Source organism: Staphylococcus sp. Z5-21, assembly GCF_056529615.1.
In genome coordinates this window covers 2,378,519-2,402,683 of the sequence record NZ_CP096462.1, presented here as the reverse complement: position 1 = coordinate 2,402,683, position 24,165 = coordinate 2,378,519, and the positions used below count along the sequence as shown (strand labels likewise).

At 36.9% G+C, this 24,165-nt stretch carries 22 protein-coding genes and 3 rRNA genes; all 25 read left to right on the top strand.

From position 1 onward, the window contains the following. Positions 1-25 precede the first annotated feature (25 nt). The 25 genes from M1D64_RS12035 (at position 26) to M1D64_RS11915 (ending at position 24,145) form a co-directional block, all read left to right on the top strand. Positions 26-343, top strand: coding sequence for a YbaB/EbfC family nucleoid-associated protein (locus M1D64_RS12035; protein ID WP_002484224.1), 318 nt, complete (start codon positions 26-28; stop codon positions 341-343). A 4-nt stretch (positions 344-347) separates the two neighbouring features. Continuing rightward, positions 348-944 (top strand): recombination mediator RecR, encoded by a 597-nt coding sequence (gene recR / locus M1D64_RS12030; protein WP_002484223.1) that lies wholly within the window; start codon positions 348-350, stop codon positions 942-944. Positions 945-1,480: 536 nt separating this feature from the next. After that, a 16S ribosomal RNA gene (locus M1D64_RS12025) occupies positions 1,481-3,033 on the top strand. A gap of 285 nt (positions 3,034-3,318) precedes the next feature. Next, positions 3,319-6,241 (top strand): 23S ribosomal RNA (locus M1D64_RS12020). Between the two features lie 78 nt (positions 6,242-6,319). Continuing rightward, a 5S ribosomal RNA gene (gene rrf / locus M1D64_RS12015) occupies positions 6,320-6,434 on the top strand. The 16S, 23S and 5S rRNA genes sit together here, the layout of an rRNA operon. A 286-nt stretch (positions 6,435-6,720) precedes the next feature. Next, positions 6,721-8,064 (top strand): aminotransferase class V-fold PLP-dependent enzyme, encoded by a 1,344-nt coding sequence (locus tag M1D64_RS12010; protein WP_002484222.1) that lies wholly within the window; start codon positions 6,721-6,723, stop codon positions 8,062-8,064. 1 nt (position 8,065) lies between these two features. Beyond that, complete coding sequence (gene tmk, locus M1D64_RS12005) at positions 8,066-8,683, top strand: dTMP kinase (protein WP_069822184.1); 618 nt, start codon at positions 8,066-8,068, stop codon at positions 8,681-8,683. Positions 8,684-8,709: 26 nt separating this feature from the next. Then, entirely contained in the window at positions 8,710-9,039 is a 330-nt protein-coding gene (locus M1D64_RS12000) for a cyclic-di-AMP receptor (protein ID WP_002484220.1), read from the top strand. A 134-nt stretch (positions 9,040-9,173) separates the two neighbouring features. Beyond that, entirely contained in the window at positions 9,174-10,100 is a 927-nt protein-coding gene (locus M1D64_RS11995) for a DNA polymerase III subunit (RefSeq protein WP_041080854.1), read from the top strand. Between the two features lie 2 nt (positions 10,101-10,102). Continuing rightward, positions 10,103-10,906 carry a PSP1 domain-containing protein gene (locus M1D64_RS11990; RefSeq protein ID WP_069822183.1) on the top strand — a complete coding sequence of 268 codons (804 nt, stop codon included), beginning with the start codon at positions 10,103-10,105 and terminating at the stop codon, positions 10,904-10,906. Between the two features lie 15 nt (positions 10,907-10,921). Continuing rightward, complete coding sequence (gene yabA / locus M1D64_RS11985) at positions 10,922-11,263, top strand: DNA replication initiation control protein YabA (protein WP_041080841.1); 342 nt, start codon at positions 10,922-10,924, stop codon at positions 11,261-11,263. Between the two features lie 119 nt (positions 11,264-11,382). After that, positions 11,383-12,108, top strand: coding sequence for a tRNA1(Val) (adenine(37)-N6)-methyltransferase (locus M1D64_RS11980; protein WP_002484216.1), 726 nt, complete (start codon positions 11,383-11,385; stop codon positions 12,106-12,108). After that, positions 12,101-12,349 carry a GIY-YIG nuclease family protein gene (locus tag M1D64_RS11975; protein WP_011303879.1) on the top strand — a complete coding sequence of 83 codons (249 nt, stop codon included), beginning with the start codon at positions 12,101-12,103 and terminating at the stop codon, positions 12,347-12,349. The genes M1D64_RS11980 and M1D64_RS11975 overlap by 8 nt, the downstream gene beginning before the upstream one ends. A 3-nt stretch (positions 12,350-12,352) precedes the next feature. After that, positions 12,353-13,189, top strand: a complete 837-nt coding sequence (rsmI, locus tag M1D64_RS11970) for a 16S rRNA (cytidine(1402)-2'-O)-methyltransferase (protein WP_069822182.1) — start codon at positions 12,353-12,355, stop codon at positions 13,187-13,189. Between the two features lie 309 nt (positions 13,190-13,498). Next, entirely contained in the window at positions 13,499-15,475 is a 1,977-nt protein-coding gene (gene metG / locus M1D64_RS11965; protein ID WP_002484213.1) for a methionine--tRNA ligase, read from the top strand. Between the two features lie 26 nt (positions 15,476-15,501). Then, positions 15,502-16,275, top strand: a complete 774-nt coding sequence (locus M1D64_RS11960; RefSeq protein ID WP_002484212.1) for a TatD family hydrolase — start codon at positions 15,502-15,504, stop codon at positions 16,273-16,275. 136 nt (positions 16,276-16,411) lie between these two features. Continuing rightward, complete coding sequence (rnmV, locus tag M1D64_RS11955) at positions 16,412-16,963, top strand: ribonuclease M5 (RefSeq protein ID WP_011303876.1); 552 nt, start codon at positions 16,412-16,414, stop codon at positions 16,961-16,963. Continuing rightward, positions 16,964-17,854: a 16S rRNA (adenine(1518)-N(6)/adenine(1519)-N(6))-dimethyltransferase RsmA gene (gene rsmA, locus M1D64_RS11950; protein WP_002484210.1), complete on the top strand. Its 891-nt coding sequence runs from the start codon at positions 16,964-16,966 to the stop codon at positions 17,852-17,854. It begins immediately after the preceding gene. A 99-nt stretch (positions 17,855-17,953) separates the two neighbouring features. Further along, the gene (gene veg / locus M1D64_RS11945) at positions 17,954-18,217 is read left to right on the top strand and encodes a biofilm formation stimulator Veg (protein ID WP_002484209.1); all 264 of its coding nucleotides are present in this window, start codon (positions 17,954-17,956) and stop codon (positions 18,215-18,217) included. Positions 18,218-18,564: 347 nt separating this feature from the next. Then, positions 18,565-19,413 carry a 4-(cytidine 5'-diphospho)-2-C-methyl-D-erythritol kinase gene (gene ispE / locus M1D64_RS11940; RefSeq protein ID WP_002484208.1) on the top strand — a complete coding sequence of 283 codons (849 nt, stop codon included), beginning with the start codon at positions 18,565-18,567 and terminating at the stop codon, positions 19,411-19,413. Positions 19,414-19,432: 19 nt separating this feature from the next. Then, positions 19,433-20,257 (top strand): pur operon repressor, encoded by an 825-nt coding sequence (purR, locus tag M1D64_RS11935; protein WP_002484207.1) that lies wholly within the window; start codon positions 19,433-19,435, stop codon positions 20,255-20,257. A 19-nt stretch (positions 20,258-20,276) separates the two neighbouring features. Beyond that, positions 20,277-20,651 (top strand): RidA family protein, encoded by a 375-nt coding sequence (locus tag M1D64_RS11930; RefSeq protein ID WP_002484206.1) that lies wholly within the window; start codon positions 20,277-20,279, stop codon positions 20,649-20,651. 64 nt (positions 20,652-20,715) lie between these two features. Further along, positions 20,716-21,021, top strand: coding sequence for a septation regulator SpoVG (gene spoVG / locus M1D64_RS11925; RefSeq protein WP_011303873.1), 306 nt, complete (start codon positions 20,716-20,718; stop codon positions 21,019-21,021). A 655-nt stretch (positions 21,022-21,676) separates the two neighbouring features. Further along, positions 21,677-23,032, top strand: coding sequence for a bifunctional UDP-N-acetylglucosamine diphosphorylase/glucosamine-1-phosphate N-acetyltransferase GlmU (gene glmU / locus M1D64_RS11920; RefSeq protein WP_069822181.1), 1,356 nt, complete (start codon positions 21,677-21,679; stop codon positions 23,030-23,032). Positions 23,033-23,179: 147 nt separating this feature from the next. Further along, positions 23,180-24,145 (top strand): ribose-phosphate diphosphokinase, encoded by a 966-nt coding sequence (locus M1D64_RS11915; protein ID WP_011303871.1) that lies wholly within the window; start codon positions 23,180-23,182, stop codon positions 24,143-24,145. Positions 24,146-24,165 lie beyond the last annotated feature (20 nt).

Sequence of the window (24,165 nt, the reverse complement as noted above, 5' to 3'; positions counted from 1 at the left end):
TATAAGTTTTAAGGAGGATATATTTATGCGCGGTGGCGGAAATATGCAACAAATGATGAAACAAATGCAAAAAATGCAAAAGAAAATGGGCGAAGAGCAAGAAAAGCTTAAAGAAGAAAAAGTACAAGGTACAGCTGGTGGCGGTATGGTTACTGTAACAGTTTCTGGTCATAAAGAGGTGCTTGACGTGGAAATTAAAGAAGAAGCGGTAGACCCTGATGATATTGAAATGTTACAAGACTTAGTAATTGCTGCAACGAATGAAGCAATGAATAAAGCTGATGAACTTACACAAGAACGTTTAGGTAAGCATACGCAAGGCTTAAACATCCCTGGAATGTGATCATATGCACTATCCTGAACCAATTTCGAAACTAATTGACAGTTTCATGAAACTGCCAGGCATTGGGCCAAAAACAGCTCAACGTCTGGCGTTTCATGTATTAGATATGAAAGAAGATGACGTTGTACAATTTGCTAAGGCATTAGTAGATGTGAAACGAGAACTTACTTATTGTAGTGAGTGTGGGCATATTACAGAACAGGATCCTTGCTATATATGTCAGGATAAACAACGAGATCGCTCGGTTATTTGTGTAGTCGAAGATGATAAAGATGTTATTGCAATGGAAAAGATGAGAGAATATAAAGGTTTATATCATGTCTTGCATGGATCTATTTCGCCGATGGATGGTATTGGACCAGAAGACATCAATATCCCTAGTTTGATTAACCGACTCAAAGATGAAGAAGTTAAAGAACTTATATTAGCGATGAACCCTAATTTAGAAGGTGAATCGACAGCGATGTATATATCTAGATTAGTAAAACCTATTGGAATTACTGTCACTAGATTAGCTCAAGGTTTGTCTGTTGGTGGCGATTTAGAATATGCTGATGAAGTTACATTATCTAAGGCTATCATGGGCAGAACAGAGATGTAATATGGTTAAAATACAATATGAAGTAAGCGATAAAGCTATCTTAAACAGATAGCTTTATTTTTTTGTAAATAAAATTAAAAAAATGTAAAAGAAATCAAAGTATGGTTATTGAGCAGTAAATCTATGATAAGTGTAGTGTTACAATCTTTAAATTGTCTAAAACCGTACTTTAACAAATATATGTATAAGGAGGTTTGCTTTTTGATGAAAACGTAATGAAACCACGGAGTTATAGTGTAAATTTTACCGTTGTTAAAAGTAAATTAAGCGTGTATAGTATTATCTTGTCGGACGAAACAAAACGACAAACACAAAAACGAAATGAAAAACACAACGAAAAATAATTTTTAAAAGTTCTTGACTTTCTGAGTCAAAGCGAGTAAAATTAATTCTTGTGATTGAAGAAATGAACATTGAAAACTGAATTGCAATATGTCAACGTTAATTCCGAACGCAACATTAAATTGTTGGTTCAAAACAAGTGTTAGAGATAACACAAATTAGTATTTTATGAGCTAATCAAACATCATAATTCATTTATGGAGAGTTTGATCCTGGCTCAGGATGAACGCTGGCGGCGTGCCTAATACATGCAAGTCGAGCGAACAGATAAGGAGCTTGCTCCTTTGACGTTAGCGGCGGACGGGTGAGTAACACGTGGGTAACCTACCTATAAGACTGGGATAACTTCGGGAAACCGGAGCTAATACCGGATAACATTTGGAACCGCATGGTTCTAAAGTGAAAGATGGTTTTGCTATCACTTATAGATGGACCCGCGCCGTATTAGCTAGTTGGTAAGGTAACGGCTTACCAAGGCGACGATACGTAGCCGACCTGAGAGGGTGATCGGCCACACTGGAACTGAGACACGGTCCAGACTCCTACGGGAGGCAGCAGTAGGGAATCTTCCGCAATGGGCGAAAGCCTGACGGAGCAACGCCGCGTGAGTGATGAAGGGTTTCGGCTCGTAAAACTCTGTTATTAGGGAAGAACAAACGTGTAAGTAACTGTGCACGTCTTGACGGTACCTAATCAGAAAGCCACGGCTAACTACGTGCCAGCAGCCGCGGTAATACGTAGGTGGCAAGCGTTATCCGGAATTATTGGGCGTAAAGCGCGCGTAGGCGGTTTCTTAAGTCTGATGTGAAAGCCCACGGCTCAACCGTGGAGGGTCATTGGAAACTGGGAAACTTGAGTGCAGAAGAGGAAAGTGGAATTCCATGTGTAGCGGTGAAATGCGCAGAGATATGGAGGAACACCAGTGGCGAAGGCGACTTTCTGGTCTGTAACTGACGCTGATGTGCGAAAGCGTGGGGATCAAACAGGATTAGATACCCTGGTAGTCCACGCCGTAAACGATGAGTGCTAAGTGTTAGGGGGTTTCCGCCCCTTAGTGCTGCAGCTAACGCATTAAGCACTCCGCCTGGGGAGTACGACCGCAAGGTTGAAACTCAAAGGAATTGACGGGGACCCGCACAAGCGGTGGAGCATGTGGTTTAATTCGAAGCAACGCGAAGAACCTTACCAAATCTTGACATCCTTTGAAAACTCTAGAGATAGAGCCTTCCCCTTCGGGGGACAAAGTGACAGGTGGTGCATGGTTGTCGTCAGCTCGTGTCGTGAGATGTTGGGTTAAGTCCCGCAACGAGCGCAACCCTTAAGCTTAGTTGCCATCATTAAGTTGGGCACTCTAGGTTGACTGCCGGTGACAAACCGGAGGAAGGTGGGGATGACGTCAAATCATCATGCCCCTTATGATTTGGGCTACACACGTGCTACAATGGACAATACAAAGGGCAGCTAAACCGCGAGGTCATGCAAATCCCATAAAGTTGTTCTCAGTTCGGATTGTAGTCTGCAACTCGACTACATGAAGCTGGAATCGCTAGTAATCGTAGATCAGCATGCTACGGTGAATACGTTCCCGGGTCTTGTACACACCGCCCGTCACACCACGAGAGTTTGTAACACCCGAAGCCGGTGGAGTAACCATTTATGGAGCTAGCCGTCGAAGGTGGGACAAATGATTGGGGTGAAGTCGTAACAAGGTAGCCGTATCGGAAGGTGCGGCTGGATCACCTCCTTTCTAAGGATATATTCGGAACATCTTCTTACGAAGATGCAGGAATAACATTGACATATTGTATTCAGTTTTGAATGCTCATTGGAGTATTCATTGCATTATTTTGTACATTGAAAACTAGATAAGTAAGTAAAAATTTATGATTTTACCAAGCAAAACCGAGTGAATTAGAGTTTTTTAACAAGCTTTGAATTCAAAAAGAAATAATCGCTAGTGTTCGAAAGAACACTCACAGATTAATAACATTTTGGGTTTTCAACCGACTTGTTCGTGTTGAAAGTCAAAAAAGATTAAGTTATTAAGGGCGCACGGTGGATGCCTTGGCACTAGAAGCCGACGAAGGACGTTACTAACGACGATATGCTTTGGGGAGCTGTAAGTAAGCTTTGATCCAGAGATTTCCGAATGGGGAAACCCAGCACGAGTTATGTCGTGTTATCGATATGTGAATACATAGCATATCTGAAGGCAGACGCGGAGAACTGAAACATCTTAGTACCCGCAGGAAGAGAAAGAAAAATCGATTCCCTGAGTAGCGGCGAGCGAAACGGGAAGAGCCCAAACCAATGAGCTTGCTTGTTGGGGTTGTAGGACACTCTATACGGAGTTACAAAAGAACAGACTAGACGAATCATCTGGAAAGATGAATCAAAGAAGGTAATAATCCTGTAGTCGAAAGTTTGTTCACTCTTGAGTGGATCCTGAGTACGACGGAACACGAGAAATTCCGTCGGAATCTGGGAGGACCATCTCCCAAGGCTAAATACTCTCTAGTGACCGATAGTGAACCAGTACCGTGAGGGAAAGGTGAAAAGTACCCCGGAAGGGGAGTGAAATAGAACTTGAAACCGTGTGCTTACAAGTAGTCAGAGCCCGTTAATGGGTGATGGCGTGCCTTTTGTAGAATGAACCGGCGAGTTACGATTTGATGCAAGGTTAAGCAGTGAATGTGGAGCCGTAGCGAAAGCGAGTCTGAATAGGGCGTTGAGTATTTGGTCGTAGACCCGAAACCAGGTGATCTACCCATGACCAGGTTGAAGTTCAGGTAACACTGAATGGAGGACCGAACCGACTTACGTTGAAAAGTGAGCGGATGAGTTGTGGGTAGCGGAGAAATTCCAATCGAACCTGGAGATAGCTGGTTCTCTCCGAAATAGCTTTAGGGCTAGCCTCAAGTGATGATTATTGGAGGTAGAGCACTGTTTGGACGAGGGGCCCTTATCGGGTTACCGAATTCAGACAAACTCCGAATGCCAATCAATTTAACTTGGGAGTCAGAACGCGGGTGATAAGGTCCGTGTTCGAAAGGGAAACAGCCCAGACCACCAGCTAAGGTCCCAAAATATATGTTAAGTGGAAAAGGATGTGGCGTTGCCCAGACAACTAGGATGTTGGCTTAGAAGCAGCCATCATTTAAAGAGTGCGTAATAGCTCACTAGTCGAGTGACACTGCGCCGAAAATGTACCGGGGCTAAACATATTACCGAAGCTGTGGATTGTCCGTAAGGACAATGGTAGGAGAGCGTTCTAAGGGCGTTGAAGCATGATCGCAAGGACATGTGGAGCGCTTAGAAGTGAGAATGCCGGTGTGAGTAGCGAAAGACGGGTGAGAATCCCGTCCACCGATTGACTAAGGTTTCCAGAGGAAGGCTCGTCCGCTCTGGGTTAGTCGGGTCCTAAGCTGAGGCCGATAGGCGTAGGCGATGGATAACAGGTTGATATTCCTGTACCACCATTATTCGTTTTAAGCGATGGGGGGACGCAGTAGGATAGGCGAAGCGTACGATTGGATTGTACGTCCAAGCAGTGAGATTGAGTGTTAGGCAAATCCGGCACTCTTAAGATTGAGCTGTGATGGGGAGAGGAAATTGTTTCCTCGAGTCGTTGATTTCACACTGCCAAGAAAAGCCTCTAGCTAGAATTGTGGTGCCCGTACCGCAAACCGACACAGGTAGTCAAGATGAGAATTCTAAGGTGAGCGAGCGAACTCTCGTTAAGGAACTCGGCAAAATGACCCCGTAACTTCGGGAGAAGGGGTGCTCTTTAGGGTTAACGCCCAGGAGAGCCGCAGTGAATAGGCCCAAGCGACTGTTTATCAAAAACACAGGTCTCTGCTAAACCGTAAGGTGATGTATAGGGGCTGACGCCTGCCCGGTGCTGGAAGGTTAAGAGGAGTGGTTAGCTTCTGCGAAGCTACGAATCGAAGCCCCAGTAAACGGCGGCCGTAACTATAACGGTCCTAAGGTAGCGAAATTCCTTGTCGGGTAAGTTCCGACCCGCACGAAAGGCGTAACGATTTGGGCACTGTCTCAACGAGAGACTCGGTGAAATCATAGTACCTGTGAAGATGCAGGTTACCCGCGACAGGACGGAAAGACCCCGTGGAGCTTTACTGTAGTCTGATATTGAAATTCGGCACAGCTTGTACAGGATAGGTAGGAGCCTGAGATACGTGAGCGCTAGCTTACGTGGAGGCGTTGGTGGGATACTACCCTCGCTGTGTTGGATTTCTAACCCGCACCATTTATCATGGTGGGAGACAGTGTCAGATGGGCAGTTTGACTGGGGCGGTCGCCTCCTAAAGAGTAACGGAGGCGCTCAAAGGTTTCCTCAGAATGGTTGGAAATCATTCATAGAGTGTAAAGGCATAAGGAAGCTTGACTGCGAGACTTACAAGTCGAGCAGGGTCGAAAGACGGACTTAGTGATCCGGTGGTTCCGCATGGAAGGGCCATCGCTCAACGGATAAAAGCTACCCCGGGGATAACAGGCTTATCTCCCCCAAGAGTTCACATCGACGGGGAGGTTTGGCACCTCGATGTCGGCTCATCGCATCCTGGGGCTGTAGTCGGTCCCAAGGGTTGGGCTGTTCGCCCATTAAAGCGGTACGCGAGCTGGGTTCAGAACGTCGTGAGACAGTTCGGTCCCTATCCGTCGTGGGCGTAGGAAATTTGAGAGGAGCTGTCCTTAGTACGAGAGGACCGGGATGGACATACCTCTGGTGTACCAGTTGTCGTGCCAACGGCATCGCTGGGTAGCTATGTATGGACGGGATAAGTGCTGAAAGCATCTAAGCATGAAGCCCCCCTCAAGATGAGATTTCCCAACTTCGGTTATAAGATCCCTCAAAGATGATGAGGTTAATAGGTTCGAGGTGGAAGCATAGCGATATGTGCAGCTGACGAATACTAATCGATCGAAGACTTAATCAAATTTTAAATGTTTTGTTTGGTTGAATCATATTTTACTTACTATCTAGTTTTGAATGTATAATTTCATACATTTCATTGTCTGGTGACAATGGCAAGGAGGTCACACCTGTTCCCATGCCGAACACAGAAGTTAAGCTCCTTAGCGCCGATGGTAGTCGGACTTACGTTCCGCAAGAGTAGGACGTTGCCAGGCAATCAGAGACCCAAGCGGGTCTCTTTTTTTATGTTAAAAAAGCTTAACTTCCAGTTCGAAGAACTGAAAAACCTAAAATAAGCTATTATGAGAAAGCGTTTGAAGCTGACGAACTGAGCAAAAGACGAAGCGAGCTACAAGTGGTGTTGATTAAATGAACATACGAGTCAAAACTCGTATGTAAGAATATTTAGTTGAATATAATGACTATAGAGAAGTCGCTAGGGACATGTTAAAATATAGGGACATATAAAATAGAATTTCAGTTTGAAAAGTAGGGGATTTAATGACATTACCATTAACAGATCGGCTCAATCATTTATTGAATAAGCAACCAATTTCCATGCATGTACCTGGCCATAAAAATATGACGATAGGCTATTTAAATGAGTTGAAAATGGAAATGGATATGACAGAAATTACAGGATTGGATGATTTGCATCAAGCTGAAGATGTTATTGGGCAAAGTATGCAACATATCAACAAGCATCCTGATTATGATGCTTACTTTTTAGTCAATGGAACGACATCCGGTATATTAGCAGTGATACAAAGCTTTGCTAAAGTAAAGGGAGAGTATATCATCGCAAGAAATGTACATAAATCTGTTTTTCATGCTTTGGATTTAGCGCGTGCTTCTAGTAAATTATTAAAAACGAGCATAAGTAGTAAGACAAAACAGTATGTTGGTCCAGACGAAGTGTCACTAAAAACTCAGGTAGATAAAGCGAAATTAGCAGTTTTCACTTATCCTAATTATTATGGCGAGTGCTTTGATGTAGCGTCTACGATTAAGTATATGAAAGCATGTCAAATTCCTACATTAATAGATGAAGCTCATGGTGCGCATTTCAATTTAATGGGTTTTCCAAATTCTACATTGAATATGGGGGCGGATTATGTTGTGCAGTCTTATCATAAAACGTTGCCATCACTCACGATGAGTTCTATTATTTTTATACATAAAAAGGCACCGTTACGTGAAGATATATTGAAATATTTAACTTACTTTCAATCTTCAAGTCCATCCTATCTTTTGATGAGTAGTTTAGAATTAGCACATGACTTTTATAAAAGCTATGATAGTAGTCTGTTTTTTGAAAAAAGATCACAGTTAATTAAAGTGTTAAAAGATAAAGGTATGCGTATTATTGATGTAGAAGATCCACTCAAATTGAATATTCAGTGTAATGGTTATACAGGAATCGAACTTCAAACACTTTTTGAAAACCAAGAGATTTATGTAGAGCTTGCGGATGACTATCAAGTTTTACTAGTCCTACCTTTATGGCATAAAGGGGATCAATTTCCATTTGATGATTTGTTAGCAAGAATAAGCGCAATAAATATAGAAACAAGAGTTGCGTTTGAAGTAACGGATGTACCCTTTTACAATGAAGAAGGTACGTATGATTATAGAGAAATAGATAAGGTTAAGAAGATAGATATAGATAAAGCATATAATAAAATATTGGCGACGCATTTAACTCCTTATCCTCCGGGTATTCCAATCATGCTAAGAGGAGAAATTATCACTAAAAATATGATAAAATTAATGAATTATTGGTGTAATCATCAAATTAGAGTTGAAGGTATGAAAGATAATAAAATAGAAATTAAGGATGAATAAGATGTCTGCATTTATAACTTTTGAAGGGCCGGAAGGTTCAGGAAAAACTACTGTGATACAACAAGTAGCACAAAAATTAGAAAATCAATACAGTGTTGTGCTCACAAGAGAGCCCGGTGGCGTAAAGACGGGAGAGCAAATTCGTGAGGTATTACTTGAGGGTGACGACATGGATGATCGTACAGAAGCATTATTATTTGCAGCTTCAAGACGAGAACATCTTGTGGGTAAAGTCATTCCATCTTTAGAAAATGGGAAATTAGTATTGTGTGATCGATATATAGATAGTTCTTTAGCATATCAGGGCTATGCACGGGGTATAGGAATAGAAGAAGTAAAGTCTATTAATGAATTTGCAATAAATGGTTTATATCCTGATATTACAATTTATTTAGATGTGAGTGTAGCTGTAGGTCGGGAACGTATTTTGAAAAATCAACGAAATCAAAATCGTCTTGATCAAGAAAATGTAAAATTTCATGAAAAAGTAGTTGAAGGATATAAAAAAATTATTCATAATGAGTCTGAACGCTTTATCGTGATAGATGCAGATAGAAGCATAGATGAAGTTGTGAACGCAACATATGAATCTATAAGCAAATACTTAGAAAAATTATGATATAATACTGGGAAGAGGTGTTTAGTATGAAAATGATTATAGCAATTGTACAAGATCAAGATAGTCAAGAGCTTTCAGACAAACTTGTTAAACATAACTTTAGAGCAACGAAACTTGCAACAACCGGTGGATTTTTAAGAGCGGGTAATACAACATTCCTATCAGGTGTCGAAGATGACCGTGTAGACGAAATGTTGAAAGTGATTAATGACACTTGCGGTAATAGAGAACAACTTGTATCACCTATAACACCAATGGGTGGAAGTGCAGATTCTTATATACCTTACCCAGTTGAAGTAGAGGTTGGAGGAGCAACGGTATTTGTAATGCCTGTTGAAGCTTTCCATCAATTCTAGAATTATGGTTGCTATATATGGTAACCTTTCAAATTACATTTTTGTTTAGGACACATATAAGATGGTCTTAAGAAATGTGCTTTGTAAGGTAACTATGTATGAGCAGCCTTTTTATATAAAGGAGTAACTTTATGATGGATGAACAAGAAAGACTGACGAAAGCGTATCAATCAAACAAATTGTCGCATGCTTACTTATTTGAAGGCGATGATGGCCAAACAATGCAGCAAGTCGCTATTGATTTTACGAAACTTATTTTATGTAATGGAGATTATCAATGTCAGTTAAAGGTAGAAACATTTAATCATCCTGATTTTATGTATGTATCATCTGAAGAAACAACAATAAAAAAGGATCAAGTTGAACAATTAGTACATCACATGAATCAACTTCCAATCGAAGGCGATTATAAAGTGTACATTATTGAATCTTTTGAGAAACTAACAGTTCAAGGCGAAAATAGCATTTTAAAGTTTTTAGAAGAGCCTCCAGAAAACACAATAGCCATCTTATTAACTACAAAACCAGAACAAATTCTAGATACGATACATTCTAGATGCCAACATGTTTATTTTAAACCAATTGATAAAACCAAGTTTATTAATCGATTAGTTGAGCGAGAAATTGCTAAACCAGTAGCTGAATTGTTAAGTACATATACAACGCAAATTGAAGTCGCTGTTACGCTTAATGAAGAAACCGATTTAATGGCTCTACGCAAGAGTGTTGTTAAATGGTGCCAATTATTGTTAACCAATCGTTCAATGGCTTTGATAGCTATTGTGGATTTATTAAAACAAGCTAAAAATAGAAAATTGCAGTTAGTGACATTAGCAGCAGTTAATGGTTTCTTTGAAGATGTCATGCATGCTAAAGTAGGTATGGATCAAGATATGATATATCATGATTTAAAGGAAGATATCAAAGCATTTTCGAAAAAACTAACATACAATCAAATTATTTTGATGTATGATCAAATAACAGAAGCACATAAAAAATTGAATCAAAATGTTAACCCGATGTTAGTATTTGAACAAATTGTAATAAAAGGGGTGAATTAATAATGCAAAATGTAGTCGGAATAGATTTTCAAAAATCAGGTAAAATGGAATATTATTCACCAAAGGGTTTTGATTTAGACGTTGGCGACTGGGTAGTCGTAGAATCAAAAAGAGGATTAGAAATGGGACGCGTGAAATATGCACCATTAGATGTTGCGGATCAAGATGTCACATTGCCATTAAAAGAAATTGTTCGTCTCGCTACAGAAGATGATTTGCTACAATATGAAAAAAATGAGTATGATGCGGATGAGGCAATGGCATTATGTAAAGAGACGATACAACAACACGAGTTAGAAATGAGATTGGTAAATTGTGAATACACACTAGATAAATCAAAAGTTATCTTCAATTTCACTTCTGATGAACGTGTCGATTTTCGAAAGTTAGTTAAAGTATTGGCGCAGAAGTTAAAAACACGTATTGAGTTAAGACAGATTGGTGTCAGAGACGAAGCTAAATTACTAGGTGGTATAGGGCCATGTGGCCGTTCACTGTGTTGTTCTACGTTTTTAGGTGATTTTGAACCAGTTTCTATTAAAATGGCAAAAGATCAAAATCTATCTCTCAACCCCACTAAAATATCTGGAGCCTGTGGTCGCCTAATGTGCTGTCTTAAATATGAAAATGATTATTATGAAGAAGCACGCGCGCAATTACCAGATGTCGGAGACCCTATTGAAACGCCTGAAGGTAATGGAAAAGTCATAGGTTTGAATATTTTAGATATTTCTATGCAAGTTAAAGTCGAGGGCCTAGAGCAGCCACTTGAATATAAAATGGAAGAATTAGAAACATTAAATTAGGAGGCTAATACAACATTGAATCGTAACGACATATTTGAAAAATTAGCAAATCTAGAAGCCAATATAAACCAAATCAACAGTGATATGGGAAATTTAAAAAAACTTACCGTTGAAGTGATTGAAGAAAATGTCGCCTTACAAATAGAGAATGAAAATTTAAAAACTTTAATAGACAAAGAAGAAAAACCTAAAGCGGTTGAAAATGGGAAAAAGCTACCAAAGAAACAACCGCTACGTAGCAAAGATAATTTAGCAATGCTTTATAAAGAAGGTTTTCATATTTGTAATGGAGAATTATTCGGTAAACACAGAAAAGGTGACGATTGTTTATTTTGTCTTGAAGTATTAAGTGAATAATCGAACTGATTTAAATGGTTAATGTATAATGATGACATGTGATTGAGGATGAGGTGTAGCGATAGGCTTGATTATTAAGCATCGTTATCTCGTCCTCTTTTTTTAGGGAGGAAAGGGAAATGTTGTTAGAGAATGAGAGGTTAGACTATTTATTAAAAGAAAACCTTAGAATTATACAAAATGATAATGTATTTTCTTTTTCGACGGATGCGTTATTACTTGGTCACTTTACCAATGTGAAAAAGCGCGATAATATAATGGATTTGTGCTCTGGTAACGGCGTAATTCCTTTAGTATTATCGAATAAAGGGCAACAAATGATAGATGCTGTCGAAATTCAAGAGCAATTAGTAGACATGGCTAGAAGAAGTATTACATATAACCAACTAGAAGAGAGAATCCATATGTATCAAATGGACTTGAAAGAAGCACATAGATATTTCAAGCCGTCTCAATATGATTTAGTCACTTGTAATCCTCCTTATTTTAAAACAAATCAGCAACACCAACATCAAATAGATGCGCATAAGATAGCGAGACATGAGATAATGTGTACATTAGCAGATTGTTGTTATGCTGCAAGGCATTTGTTAAAGCAAGGTGGTCGATTTATCATGGTTCATAGGGCGGAACGTCTAATGGATGTCTTAAGTCATATGAGAACTTATCAAATTGAACCTAAAAAAATTTATTTTATATACAGTAAACTGGATAAAGCGGCTCAAACGATTGTTGTTGAAGGTAGAAAAGGCGGGAATCAGGGCTTAGAAATTCAACCACCATTCTACATATATAACAAAGATGGCACTTATACCGAAGAAATGAGAGAAATATATTATGGATAAACATTATATATATATTGTTAAGTGTAAAGATGGCAGTCTATATACAGGATATGCAAAAGATATAGAAAAAAGAATTATCAAACATAATAATGGTCAAGGTGCCAAATATACAAAAATAAGACGTCCTGTACAATTAGTTTACCAAGAAATGTTTGATACCAAATCTGAAGCATTGAAACGTGAATATGAAATCAAGACATTTTCACGTCAAAAAAAACTTAAATTAATAAGTGAGGGATAGCTTATGTCAACGTTATATTTAGTAGGAACGCCCATCGGTAACTTAGCAGATATTACTTATCGTGCAGTAGATATATTACGGAATGTAGATTTGATAGCTTGTGAAGATACGAGGGTGACAAAAAAATTATGTGCGCATTATGAGATACAAGCACCACTCAAGTCCTATCATGATCACAACAAAGAACAACAAACAGATTATTTAATTGAACAATTACAAGAAGGTGTGGATATTGCACTCGTATCAGATGCAGGCTTACCACTTATTAGTGACCCGGGATATGAACTTGTTGTAACTGCAAGAGAAAAACAAATTAGAGTAGAAACAGTACCTGGACCTAATGCGGGTTTAACTGCACTGATGGCAAGTGGGTTGCCTTCTTTTACTTATACATTTTTAGGATTTTTACCTAGAAAAGAAAAGCAAAAACATTCGATATTAGAACAGCGTATGTATGAAGATAGCACGTTGATTATTTATGAATCACCGCATCGTGTGAAAGATACCTTAAAAACAATTCTAAACATAGATGAAGCGCGTAAAGTATCAGTTGGAAGAGAACTTACTAAGAAGTTTGAGCAAATTGTCACAGGCTATGTAAGCGAAGTGATTGAGCAACTTGAAGATGGAAATATTCCGTTGAAAGGTGAGTTCGTTGTCCTTGTTGAAGGTGATGAACATGTAGAGGATACTTCGTGGTTTGAGGATATGTCTATTAAAGAACATGTAACGTATCATATAAATCAAAATATGAAACCTAAAGCAGCTATAAAAGTTGTTGCGGAAGCACGTCATATGAAAACGAGCGAAGTATACGACATTTATCATGAGGTTAATTAATCATTTTATAAGTCTTCAAAAGAGACGTGAAAGTGACTTAATATAAAATCATATATAAACAATAAAAAAGTGTTGAAAAACTCCCATAACATGCGTGATTTATGGTAATGTAGATAAGATAGAGATTATTAACCATTATTAAATCATATCAGTAAAAAAGTGGAAAAAACGCATATGAATCGTACACTATCCATATAATTCATTAATATGAAATGCATATAAAAACAGTACAGAAGCATACGTCTACTTTATTGAAAACAATATTAAATTTAGATATATTTATGATGTAAGAAACGAGGAGGAACATTGATGGCGAAAGAAACATTTTATATCACTACACCAATATATTATCCAAGTGGGAATTTACATATCGGTCATGCTTATACGACAACAGCTGGTGATGTAATCGCACGTTATAAAAGAATGCAAGGCTATGATGTTCGTTATTTAACGGGAACGGATGAACATGGACAAAAAATTCAAGAAAAAGCACAAAAAGCTGGGAAATCAGAAATCGAGTACCTTGATGAAATGATTGCTGGTATTAAAGATTTATGGGGAAAACTAGAGATTTCAAACGACGATTTTATACGTACAACAGAAATTAGACATAAAGAAGTTGTACAACAAATATTTGAACGTTTATTGGCTCAGGGAGATATTTATCTTGGTGAATATGAAGGTTGGTATTCTGTTCCGGATGAAACGTATTATACTGAAACACAATTAGTCGATCCAATTATGGAAAACGGAGTGATTGTTGGAGGTAAGAGTCCTGATTCTGGTCATGAAGTAGAATTAGTAAAAGAGGAAAGTTATTTCTTCAATTTATCTAAATATACAGACCGTTTATTAGAATTTTATGATGAAAATCCTGAATTTATTCAACCGCCTTCACGTAAAAATGAAATGATTAATAATTTCATTAAACCAGGACTTGAAGATTTGGCAGTATCAAGAACATCATTTGATTGGGGTATTCGTGTTCAATCAAATCCTAAGCATGTTGTTTATGTTTGGATAGATGCGCTTGTAAATTATATTTCTTCATTAGGTTATCTATCAGATGATGATAGTCTATTCAAGAAATATTGGCCTGCAGACATTCATATTATGGCTAAGGAAATTGTACGATTCCACTCTATTATATGGCCGATTTTATTAATGGCACTAGACATTCCATTACCTAAAAAAGTTTTCGCACATGGTTGGATACTTATGAAAGATGGGAAAATGAGTAAATCTAAAGGTAATGTTGTAGATCCTAACGTATTGATTAATCGTTACGGTTTGGACGCAACACGTTACTACTTAATGCGTGAATTACCATTTGGCTCTGACGGTGTATTTACACCAGAAGGATTTGTAGAACGTACAAATTATGACTTAGCAAATGACTTGGGTAACTTAGTTAATCGAACAATTTCAATGGTGAACAAATATTTTGATGGTGAACTACCAGCATATCAAGGTCCTAAACACGAATTAGATAAAGATATGGAACAAATGGCACTAGATACTGTCAAAACTTTCCATGAAAATATGGACGACTTACAATTCTCAGTAGCACTTTCAACTATATGGAAATTCATTAGTCGTACTAATAAATATATCGATGAAACGTCACCATGGGTTTTAGCTAAAGATGAGGATCAAAAAGAAATGCTTGGTAACGTAATGGCACACTTAGTAGAAAATATTCGTATTATTGCGGTATTATTAAGACCATTCCTTACACATGGACCAAAACAAATCTTCAGCCAATTAAATATTAATGCACCAGAACTTTTTGAATTAGAAAGTATTGAACAGTATGGCGCATTAACTGAACCGATTATGGTGAGTGGTAAACCCGAACCAATCTTCCCACGTTTGGATAGCGAGGTTGAAATTAGCTATATCAAGGAATCAATGCAACCAGACAAGATTGAAGAAGAAGTTGAGGAAGAGTTGCCTAGCAAAGCGCAAATTGATATCAAAGATTTTGATAAAGTAGAAATCAAGGCTGCAACAATTATTGACGCCGAGCAAGTGAAAAAATCTGATAAGTTATTAAAAATTCAAGTTGATTTGGATAGTGAACAACGTCAAATCGTTTCAGGTATTGCAAAATTCTATCAACCTGAAGATATTATTGGCAAAAAGGTAGCAGTTGTCACTAATTTAAAACCAGCTAAATTAATGGGTAGAAAATCAGAAGGTATGATACTTTCTGCTGAAAAAGATGGTGTACTTACACTTGTAAGCTTGCCTAGTGCAATTCCAAATGGTGCAATAATTAAATAATCACAAATTGAGGGAGTGGAATTAATATGCTAATCGATACACATGTTCATTTAAATGCAGATCAATATGATGAAGATTTAGAGGAAGTCATTGAACGCGCAAGAGAGAATGGTGTGGATCGTATGTTTGTTGTTGGTTTTGATACGCCGACAGTAGAACGTACGATGGAGCTCATTGACCAATATGAATTTATCTATGGCATTATTGGTTGGCACCCTGTAGATGCGATTGATTGTACTGAAGAGCGTTTAGAATGGATTGAAAAACTTGCAGCACACCCTAAAGTGATTGGCATTGGTGAAACCGGATTAGACTATCATTGGGATAAGTCGCCCAAAGATGTTCAACAAGCATTGTTTAGAAAGCAAATTGCATTAGCAAAACGCGTAAATTTACCAATTATCATTCATAATAGAGAAGCGACACAAGATTGTGTAAATATTCTTAAAGAAGAACACGCTGAAGAGATTGGTGGCATTATGCACAGCTTTAGCGCGTCACCTGAAATTGCTAACGATGTTATCAATAAATTGAATTTTTACGTATCATTAGGTGGTCCTGTTACATTTAAAAATGCAAAACAACCAAAAGAAGTTGCAAAGCATGTGCCTTTTGATAGACTGTTAGTTGAAACGGATGCACCATTCCTATCGCCACATCCCTATAGAGGCAAAAGAAACGAACCTGTCCGCGTAACATTAGTTGCGGAACAAATTGCTGAATTACGTGGTGTGAGTTACGAAGAAGTGTGTAAACAAACAACTGAAAACGCAGAACGATTGTTTAAATTAAAAGCATAATCATATTTCAAAAAGGTATCGGTCTGAGATAGAGCTTAGTTGATATAAGGCATACTAAGTGGTAATCACAATTAAAACCGATACCTTTTTTATTTTTATCTAAAATGAATTAAAGTAACGAAAGGTGAAGCAATAAATGAAAATAAATGAATTTATTGTAGTTGAAGGTAGAGATGACACTGAACGCGTAAAAAGAGCTGTTCAATGTGATACGATTGAAACAAATGGTAGCGCCATTAACGAATCAACGTTAAAGGTAATTGCACAAGCCTATGAAACAAGAGGTGTTATCGTATTAACTGACCCTGATTTCCCGGGTGATAAAATCCGCAACACGATACAAAAACAGATTCCCGGTGTGAAACATGCATATATTGATAAAGAAAAAGCTAAAAATAAACGTGGAAAAATTGGCGTAGAGCATGCACAATTAAGTGATATTAAAGAAGCTTTAATGAATGTGAGTACACCTTTTGAAGAAGGTCATGAATCAATAAGTAAAGATGTTTTAATCGATTTAGGATTAATCGTTGGTAAGGACGCACGTCATAAAAGAGAAAAGTTAGGTCGCAAACTGCATATAGGCCATTCTAATGGTAAACAGTTAATCAATAAGTTGAATGCATTTGGCTATACAGAAGAAGATGTTAGGTCTGCTTTAAGTGATGAAGAAGGAAGTGAATCGTAAATGGATTATAAAGATATTGCCACACCAACACGTACGAAAGCTTTACTTAATCAATATGGCTTTAATTTTAAAAAAAGTCTCGGTCAAAACTTTTTAATTGATGTGAATATTATTCATAATATTATTGACGCAAGTGATATTGATGAACAGACAGGTATAATAGAAGTGGGTCCTGGTATGGGGTCATTGACAGAACAATTAGCAAAAAGTGCTAAAAAGGTTATGGCATTTGAAATAGACCAACGTTTAATACCTGTATTAAAAGATACGATGGGACCTTACGATAATGTAACCGTAATCAACGAAGATATACTTAAAGCAGATATCGCACATTATGTAACAGAACACCTGGCTGATTGTGAAAAGATTATGGTTGTCGCAAACTTACCTTATTATATTACGACGCCAATATTATTAAATTTAATGCAGCAGAAATTACCAATTGATGGCTATGTAGTCATGATGCAAAAAGAAGTTGGAGAACGACTTAATGCACAAGTTGGTACAAAAGCCTATGGCTCACTCTCAATCGTTGCACAATATTATACAGAAACAAGTAAAGTATTAACGGTGCCTAAATCAGTTTTTCTTCCGCCACCTAATGTAGATTCCATTGTTGTAAAATTGATGAAACGTCCAACACCTATCGTTGATATTGACGACGAAAATAAATTTTTCAAAATGACAAAAGCGGCATTTAGTCAAAGACGTAAAACAATCAATAATAATTACCAAAGCTTATTTGTAAACGGTAAAGTGAATAAAGAAAAAATATTGGAATGGTTAGAAGCGGCTGGCATCGATCCTCGAAGACGTGGAGAGACACTTTCAATAAAAGAATTTGCAAATTTATACAATGAATTGCAAAATTTCACAGAATTAGAATTTTAAATTATTGACAAGCGCGTCCGACATTGCTAAAATTGATATTTTATTTGACAAAAACCTCCATTTTGTGTTATTATACAACTTGTAGCGAGGTGGAGCAATATGCCAAAATCTATTGGAGACATCAAAAATTCACTTGATTGTCAATTAGGAAACAGAATTGTACTTAAAGCGAACGGTGGACGTAAAAAAACAATTGAACGTAGTGGTGTGTTAAAAGAAACTTACCCTTCTGTTTTTATTGTGGAACTAGATCAAGATATTTATAATTTTGAACGTGTGTCTTATACATACACTGACGTTTTAACTGAAAACGTACAAGTTTCTTTTGAAGATGATAATCATCAAGAAGCAATTGCACACTAAATAAAAGTAATTAAAGTCATGTTTGATTGTCAGAATCTTACTTTCACAATAGACTTTAATATTCGAACGATTGATATAAAAAGGTATGTTGGTGTATAGCGCCGACATACCTTTTTTTGATTTTTATACATATAAAAGAAAATTATTTTATCTAGTAAACACGTTATTGTAAAATAGTGAATTAAGAAATGATTTGATTTTTCGACATAGTTGAAAGTTTATTTTTAAAATTTTATTTATTTGTATTTTGGCGCAATATATTAACTTTTGAAAAAACCGACAACACAATGATAACAATATGTTAAAATCATTTTATTACCATATCGAAATTGAAAGAGGGTGGGAATATGATTTATGAAACTGCGCCAGCTAAAATTAACTTAACGTTGGACACACTCTTTAAACGAGATGATGGTTTTCATGAAGTTGAAATGATAATGACAACGATAGATTTAAACGATCGCTTATCATTTGAACTGCGTAAAGACAAAAAAATAGTTGTTGACGTAGAACAGACTTATGTTCCCTCCGATAATAAAAATTTGGCATATAAAGCTGCAGAACTAATGAAAAAGACCTATAATTTACAACAAGGTCTGACCATTACGATTGATAAAAACATACCCGTGTCAGCAGGGTTAGCAGGTGGATCGACAGATGCTGCAGCTACGATGAGAGGCATGAATCGTTTATATAAGTTAAATAGACCGTTAGAGGAGCTATGTGCATTAGGAATACAAATTGGAACGGATATTCCTTTTTGTATATTAGGTAAGACTGCTTTGTGTAAGGGCAAGGGCGAAATAATCGAATATTTGGATAAACCGCCTTCTGCTTGGGTTGTGGTTGCTAAACCTGATTTAGGTATATCGTCACCAGATATATTTAAGAAATTAGATTTAACACAACCGCATACAGTGCATACTGAAGCATGTGAAAATGCTTTAATTTCTGGAGATTACGAACAATTATGTAAAAGTCTTTCAAATCGCTTGGAACCTGTTTCGGGAAAGATGCATGATGAAATATTAAAAATAAAAGCCAATATGTTAGCAAATGGTGCGGATGGTGCTGTTATGAGTGGTAGTGGCCCGACAGTTTATGCGTTAGCTAGGAAAGAGAGACAAGCAAGACACATATATAACGCGGTTAATGGTTGCTGTAATGAAGTACATATTGTAAGATTGTTAGGCTGAAAAAGAAGGGATGAAATGAATGCGCTATAAAAGAAGTGAACGTATTGTGTATATGACACAATACTTAATGAATAATCCAAACAAATTAATACCACTAACATATTTTGTACAAAAGTTTAAACAAGCTAAATCTTCAATTAGTGAAGATGTACAAATTATTAAAACAACTTTTCAAAAAGAAAAGCTTGGCACGGTTATTACTACGGCAGGTGCTAGCGGTGGTGTGACCTATAAACCAGAAATGAGTAAAGCGGAAGCGACGGAAGTGATTGATGATGTTATTGCTCAACTTCAGGAGAAAGATCGTTTATTACCAGGTGGATATTTATTCTTATCCGATTTAATGGGGAATCCTACTTTACTTAATCGTGTTGGTAAATTAATTGCAACACTGTATATGGATGAAGAGATAGATGCCATTGTAACGATTGCAACTAAGGGGATCTCATTAGCCAATGCAGTAGCGAATGTATTGAACTTGCCAGTAGTTGTTATTAGAAAAGATAATAAGGTTACTGAGGGATCAACAGTTTCTATTAACTATGTCTCAGGCTCATCTAGAAAAATTGAAACGATGGTGCTTTCTAAGAGAACATTACCAGAAAATTCTAACGTGCTCGTGGTTGACGATTTTATGCGTGCTGGAGGTTCAATCAATGGTGTTATGAATTTGATGAATGAGTTTAAAGCTCATGTTAAAGGGGTATCGGTACTAGTAGAATCAAAAGAAGTTAAGCAAAGATTAATTGAAGATTATACATCCTTAGTTAAACTATCTGATGTAGATGAATACAATCAGGAGTTTAAGGTGGAACAAGGCAACAGTTTAACTAAATTTTCTTAAAAGGAGCGATTTCGACATCATGAAAGTTATTAATACTGAAAAGGCACCTGAAGCATTAGGGCCATATTCGCATGCAACAGAAATTAATGGACTTGTGTTCACATCAGGACAAATTCCTCTAAATTTAGAAGGACAAATTGTTAGCGATGATGTAAAAGAGCAAACGAAACAAGTCTTAGAAAATTTAAAAGTTGTGTTAGACCAAGCTGGATCAGATTTAGATTCAGTAATTAAAGCTACTATTTTCATTGCTGATATGAATGAATTTCAAAATATAAATGAAATTTATGGCAAATACTTTAGTAATCATCAACCAGCGAGAAGTTGTGTTGAAGTGGCAAGATTGCCGAAAGATGTTAAAGTTGAAATAGAGTTAATTGCAAAAGTGAAATAAGGATTTATAATTTTTAATAAAATTGTTAAGCTTCTAACAAAGAGATACTAGGGGGGCTCACTACATGAAAGTGACAGATGTAAGACTTAGAAAGATACAAACAGATGGAAGAATGAAAGCGCTTGTTTCAATTACGTTAGACGAGTCATTTGTTGTACATGACTTACGCGTAATTGAAGGCAACACAGGTCTATTCGTCGCAATGCCGAGTAAACGTACACCAGATGGTGAATTCCGAGACATTGCTCATCCAATTAACTCAGAAATGAGACAAGAAATACAGGATGCAGTAATGAAAGTATATGAAGAGACTGATGAAGTCATCCCTGACAGAAATGCGCAATCATCAGACGATTCTGAAGAAGCTTAAATAAAATACGTTCAGCTATTTGAGGGAAAATAGTTGTTATATACACGACCGAATAGGGCGGAAAATTTATTTTCAAAATGATTTTTTTGCTCTATTTTAGTAGATGTGACTATTTAAATGGATAACTTAGCTAAAGTGATGCATAAGTGTGACTGATTTTTTATGTGAATATGCAGTAGTTTATGGAAAAGTTATTTTATAATTTCGATATAGTCATTTAACGTCTAATTGATATAAACCAGACCGAAACATACATGTTCGGTCTGGTTTTTTGCATACTTATCGCTTTAAAAATAAAAAGTGTTGATTTTAAAAAGGTGACAGAAATGATTTGTTTTAGGGAATGGAAAATAAATGGGAATAAAATGAATATTGGTTAATTTTAAATAATATAAAAATAAGAAAAACAAGTGTGACTATGTTGATATTTTCGTAAATAAAAAATTATATTATATTAGAGATATTATAGATTTCGCATAAATTTTGAAGCGTTTCCATAGGTATTCAATGATGACAAATAGGGTTATGCAATTTTTTAATATTAGTAATAAAAATATTTCTATTATATAACATTGGTGTTTTGAGCCTTGAAAGTGTGACTAGCGTTAAATTATAATAGGTAGGAAGTGTATATTTTAATGGAGGGTTAACATACATGCAAAGACATGCAATAGTACTTGCAGCAGGCAAAGGTACACGTATGAAATCAAAGAAATACAAAGTACTTCATGATGTAGCAGGTAAAACGATGATCGAACATGTTGCAGATAATGTGAAGCAATCTGGAATAGATCAGCTTGTTACCATTGTTGGACACGGTGCAGATAGTGTCAAAGAGACACTTGGAGACACATCGCTTTATAGTTTTCAAGAAGAACAATTAGGTACAGCACATGCTGTTAAAATGGCAAGTGAGCATTTAAGTGAAAGTCAAGGGACGACGTTAGTGGTTTGTGGAGACACGCCATTGATTACGACAGCAACATTGAAATCATTGGTTGAACATCACGAGAACAATCAAGCACATGCAACAGTTTTATCAGCGACAGCAGAAAATCCATTCGGTTATGGACGTATTTTACATGACTCAGAAGGACGTTTGGTGAGTATTGTTGAGCAAAAAGATGCAACAGATGCAGAGCAACAAATTAATGAAATTAGTTCAGGTATTTTTGCGTTTGATAATCAAGTCCTATTCGAAAAACTAGAATTAGTCAAAAATGACAACGCACAGAGCGAATATTACTTGCCTGATGTACTTTCTTTAATTTTAGAAGATCGTGGTATTGTTGAAGTTTTCCATACGAATGATTTTGAGGAAATCATGGGCGTGAATGATAGAGTAATGCTTAGCGCAGCTGAAAAAGCTTTTAGAAAACGCATTAACGAACAGCATATGAAGAACGGTGTAACAATTATTGACCCTGCGACGACTTATATCGGAGCTGATGTTAGAATTGGTGAAGATACAGTAGTTGAGCCTGGTGTGAAACTCTCTGGCAATAGCGTGATTGGTGAAGATACTGTTATTGGACAATATACGGAAATTACGAATAGTAAAATAGGTTCAAATGTCACAATTAAACAATCTGTCATTAATGAAGCGATAGTGGATGATTATGCTACGATTGGTCCGTTTGCACAACTTCGTCCAGGTGCAGATATAGGTAAAAAAGTAAAAGTTGGTAACTTTGTTGAAGTTAAAAAATCAGTGGTGAAAGCAGGAGCCAAATTACCTCACTTAAGTTATATTGGTGATGCTGAAATAGGTGAAAGAACGAATGTTGGATGTGGTTCTATCACAGTTAACTATGATGGGATTAATAAATTTAAGACGGTCATTGGTGATGATTCCTTTATCGGATGTAATACGAATCTCGTTGCACCAATTACTTTAGGTAATCGTTCATTTATAGCCGCAGGATCAACAATCACTGATAATGTACCAGAAGACAGTTTAGCGTTAGCGAGAGCTAGACAAACGACTAAAGAAGGTTATTTGAAAAAATAAACACAAATGTTTAGACAAGCTTACTTAAACTGTTAAAATCAATATAGTTAAAGATAATCATAACAATTATTTATGTTGCTGAGCGATATAAGTTTTGCCTTGTCTACAAACCAAAACGAATTGAAAGAATTAATTGGAGGACTATAAATGTTAAACAATGAGTATAAGAATTCTGCTTTGAAAATATTTTCTTTGAAGGGTAATGAACCGTTAGCCCAAGAAGTGGCAGATCATGTTGGAATTGAATTAGGGAAATGTTCTGTAAAACGTTTCAGTGATGGAGAAATTCAAATCAATATTGAAGAAAGTATTCGTGGTTGTGATGTTTTTATTATTCAACCAACATCAAATCCAGTAAATTTACATTTAATGGAATTGTTAATCATGATAGATGCTTGTAGACGTGCTTCAGCAGCGAACATTAATATCGTTGTTCCATATTATGGCTATGCACGCCAAGACAGAAAAGCGCGCAGTCGTGAACCAATCACAGCAAAACTTGTTGCAAACTTAATTGAAACTGCTGGCGCAGACCGCATGATTGCATTGGATTTACATGCACCTCAAATACAAGGTTTCTTCGATATGCCAATTGACCATTTAATGGGTGTACCGATTTTAGCGCAATACTTTAAAAATGAGACAGATATCGACCCTGAAGAGTGTGTTGTTGTATCACCAGACCACGGTGGGGTGACAAGAGCTCGTAAACTTGCAGATATACTTAAAACGCCAATCGCGATTATAGATAAACGTCGTCCGAAACCAAATGTTGCAGAAGTGATGAATATTGTTGGTGAAATTGAAGGTCGAACAGCAATTATTATTGACGATATTATAGATACGGCTGGTACGATTACTTTGGCTGCCCAAGCGTTAAAAGACAAAGGTGCGAAAGATGTTTATGCTTGTTGTACGCATCCCGTACTATCAGGTCCTGCAAAAGAACGTATTGAAAACTCAGCGATTAAAGAACTTGTAGTTACAAACTCCATTCAATTAGATGAAAAACGTAAACCAGAGAATACTAAAGAATTATCAGTAGCAGGGTTATTGGCTCAAGCAATTATACGTGTATATGAACGCGAATCAGTTAGTGTGCTATTTGACTAATAGCCTTTAACAATGTATAA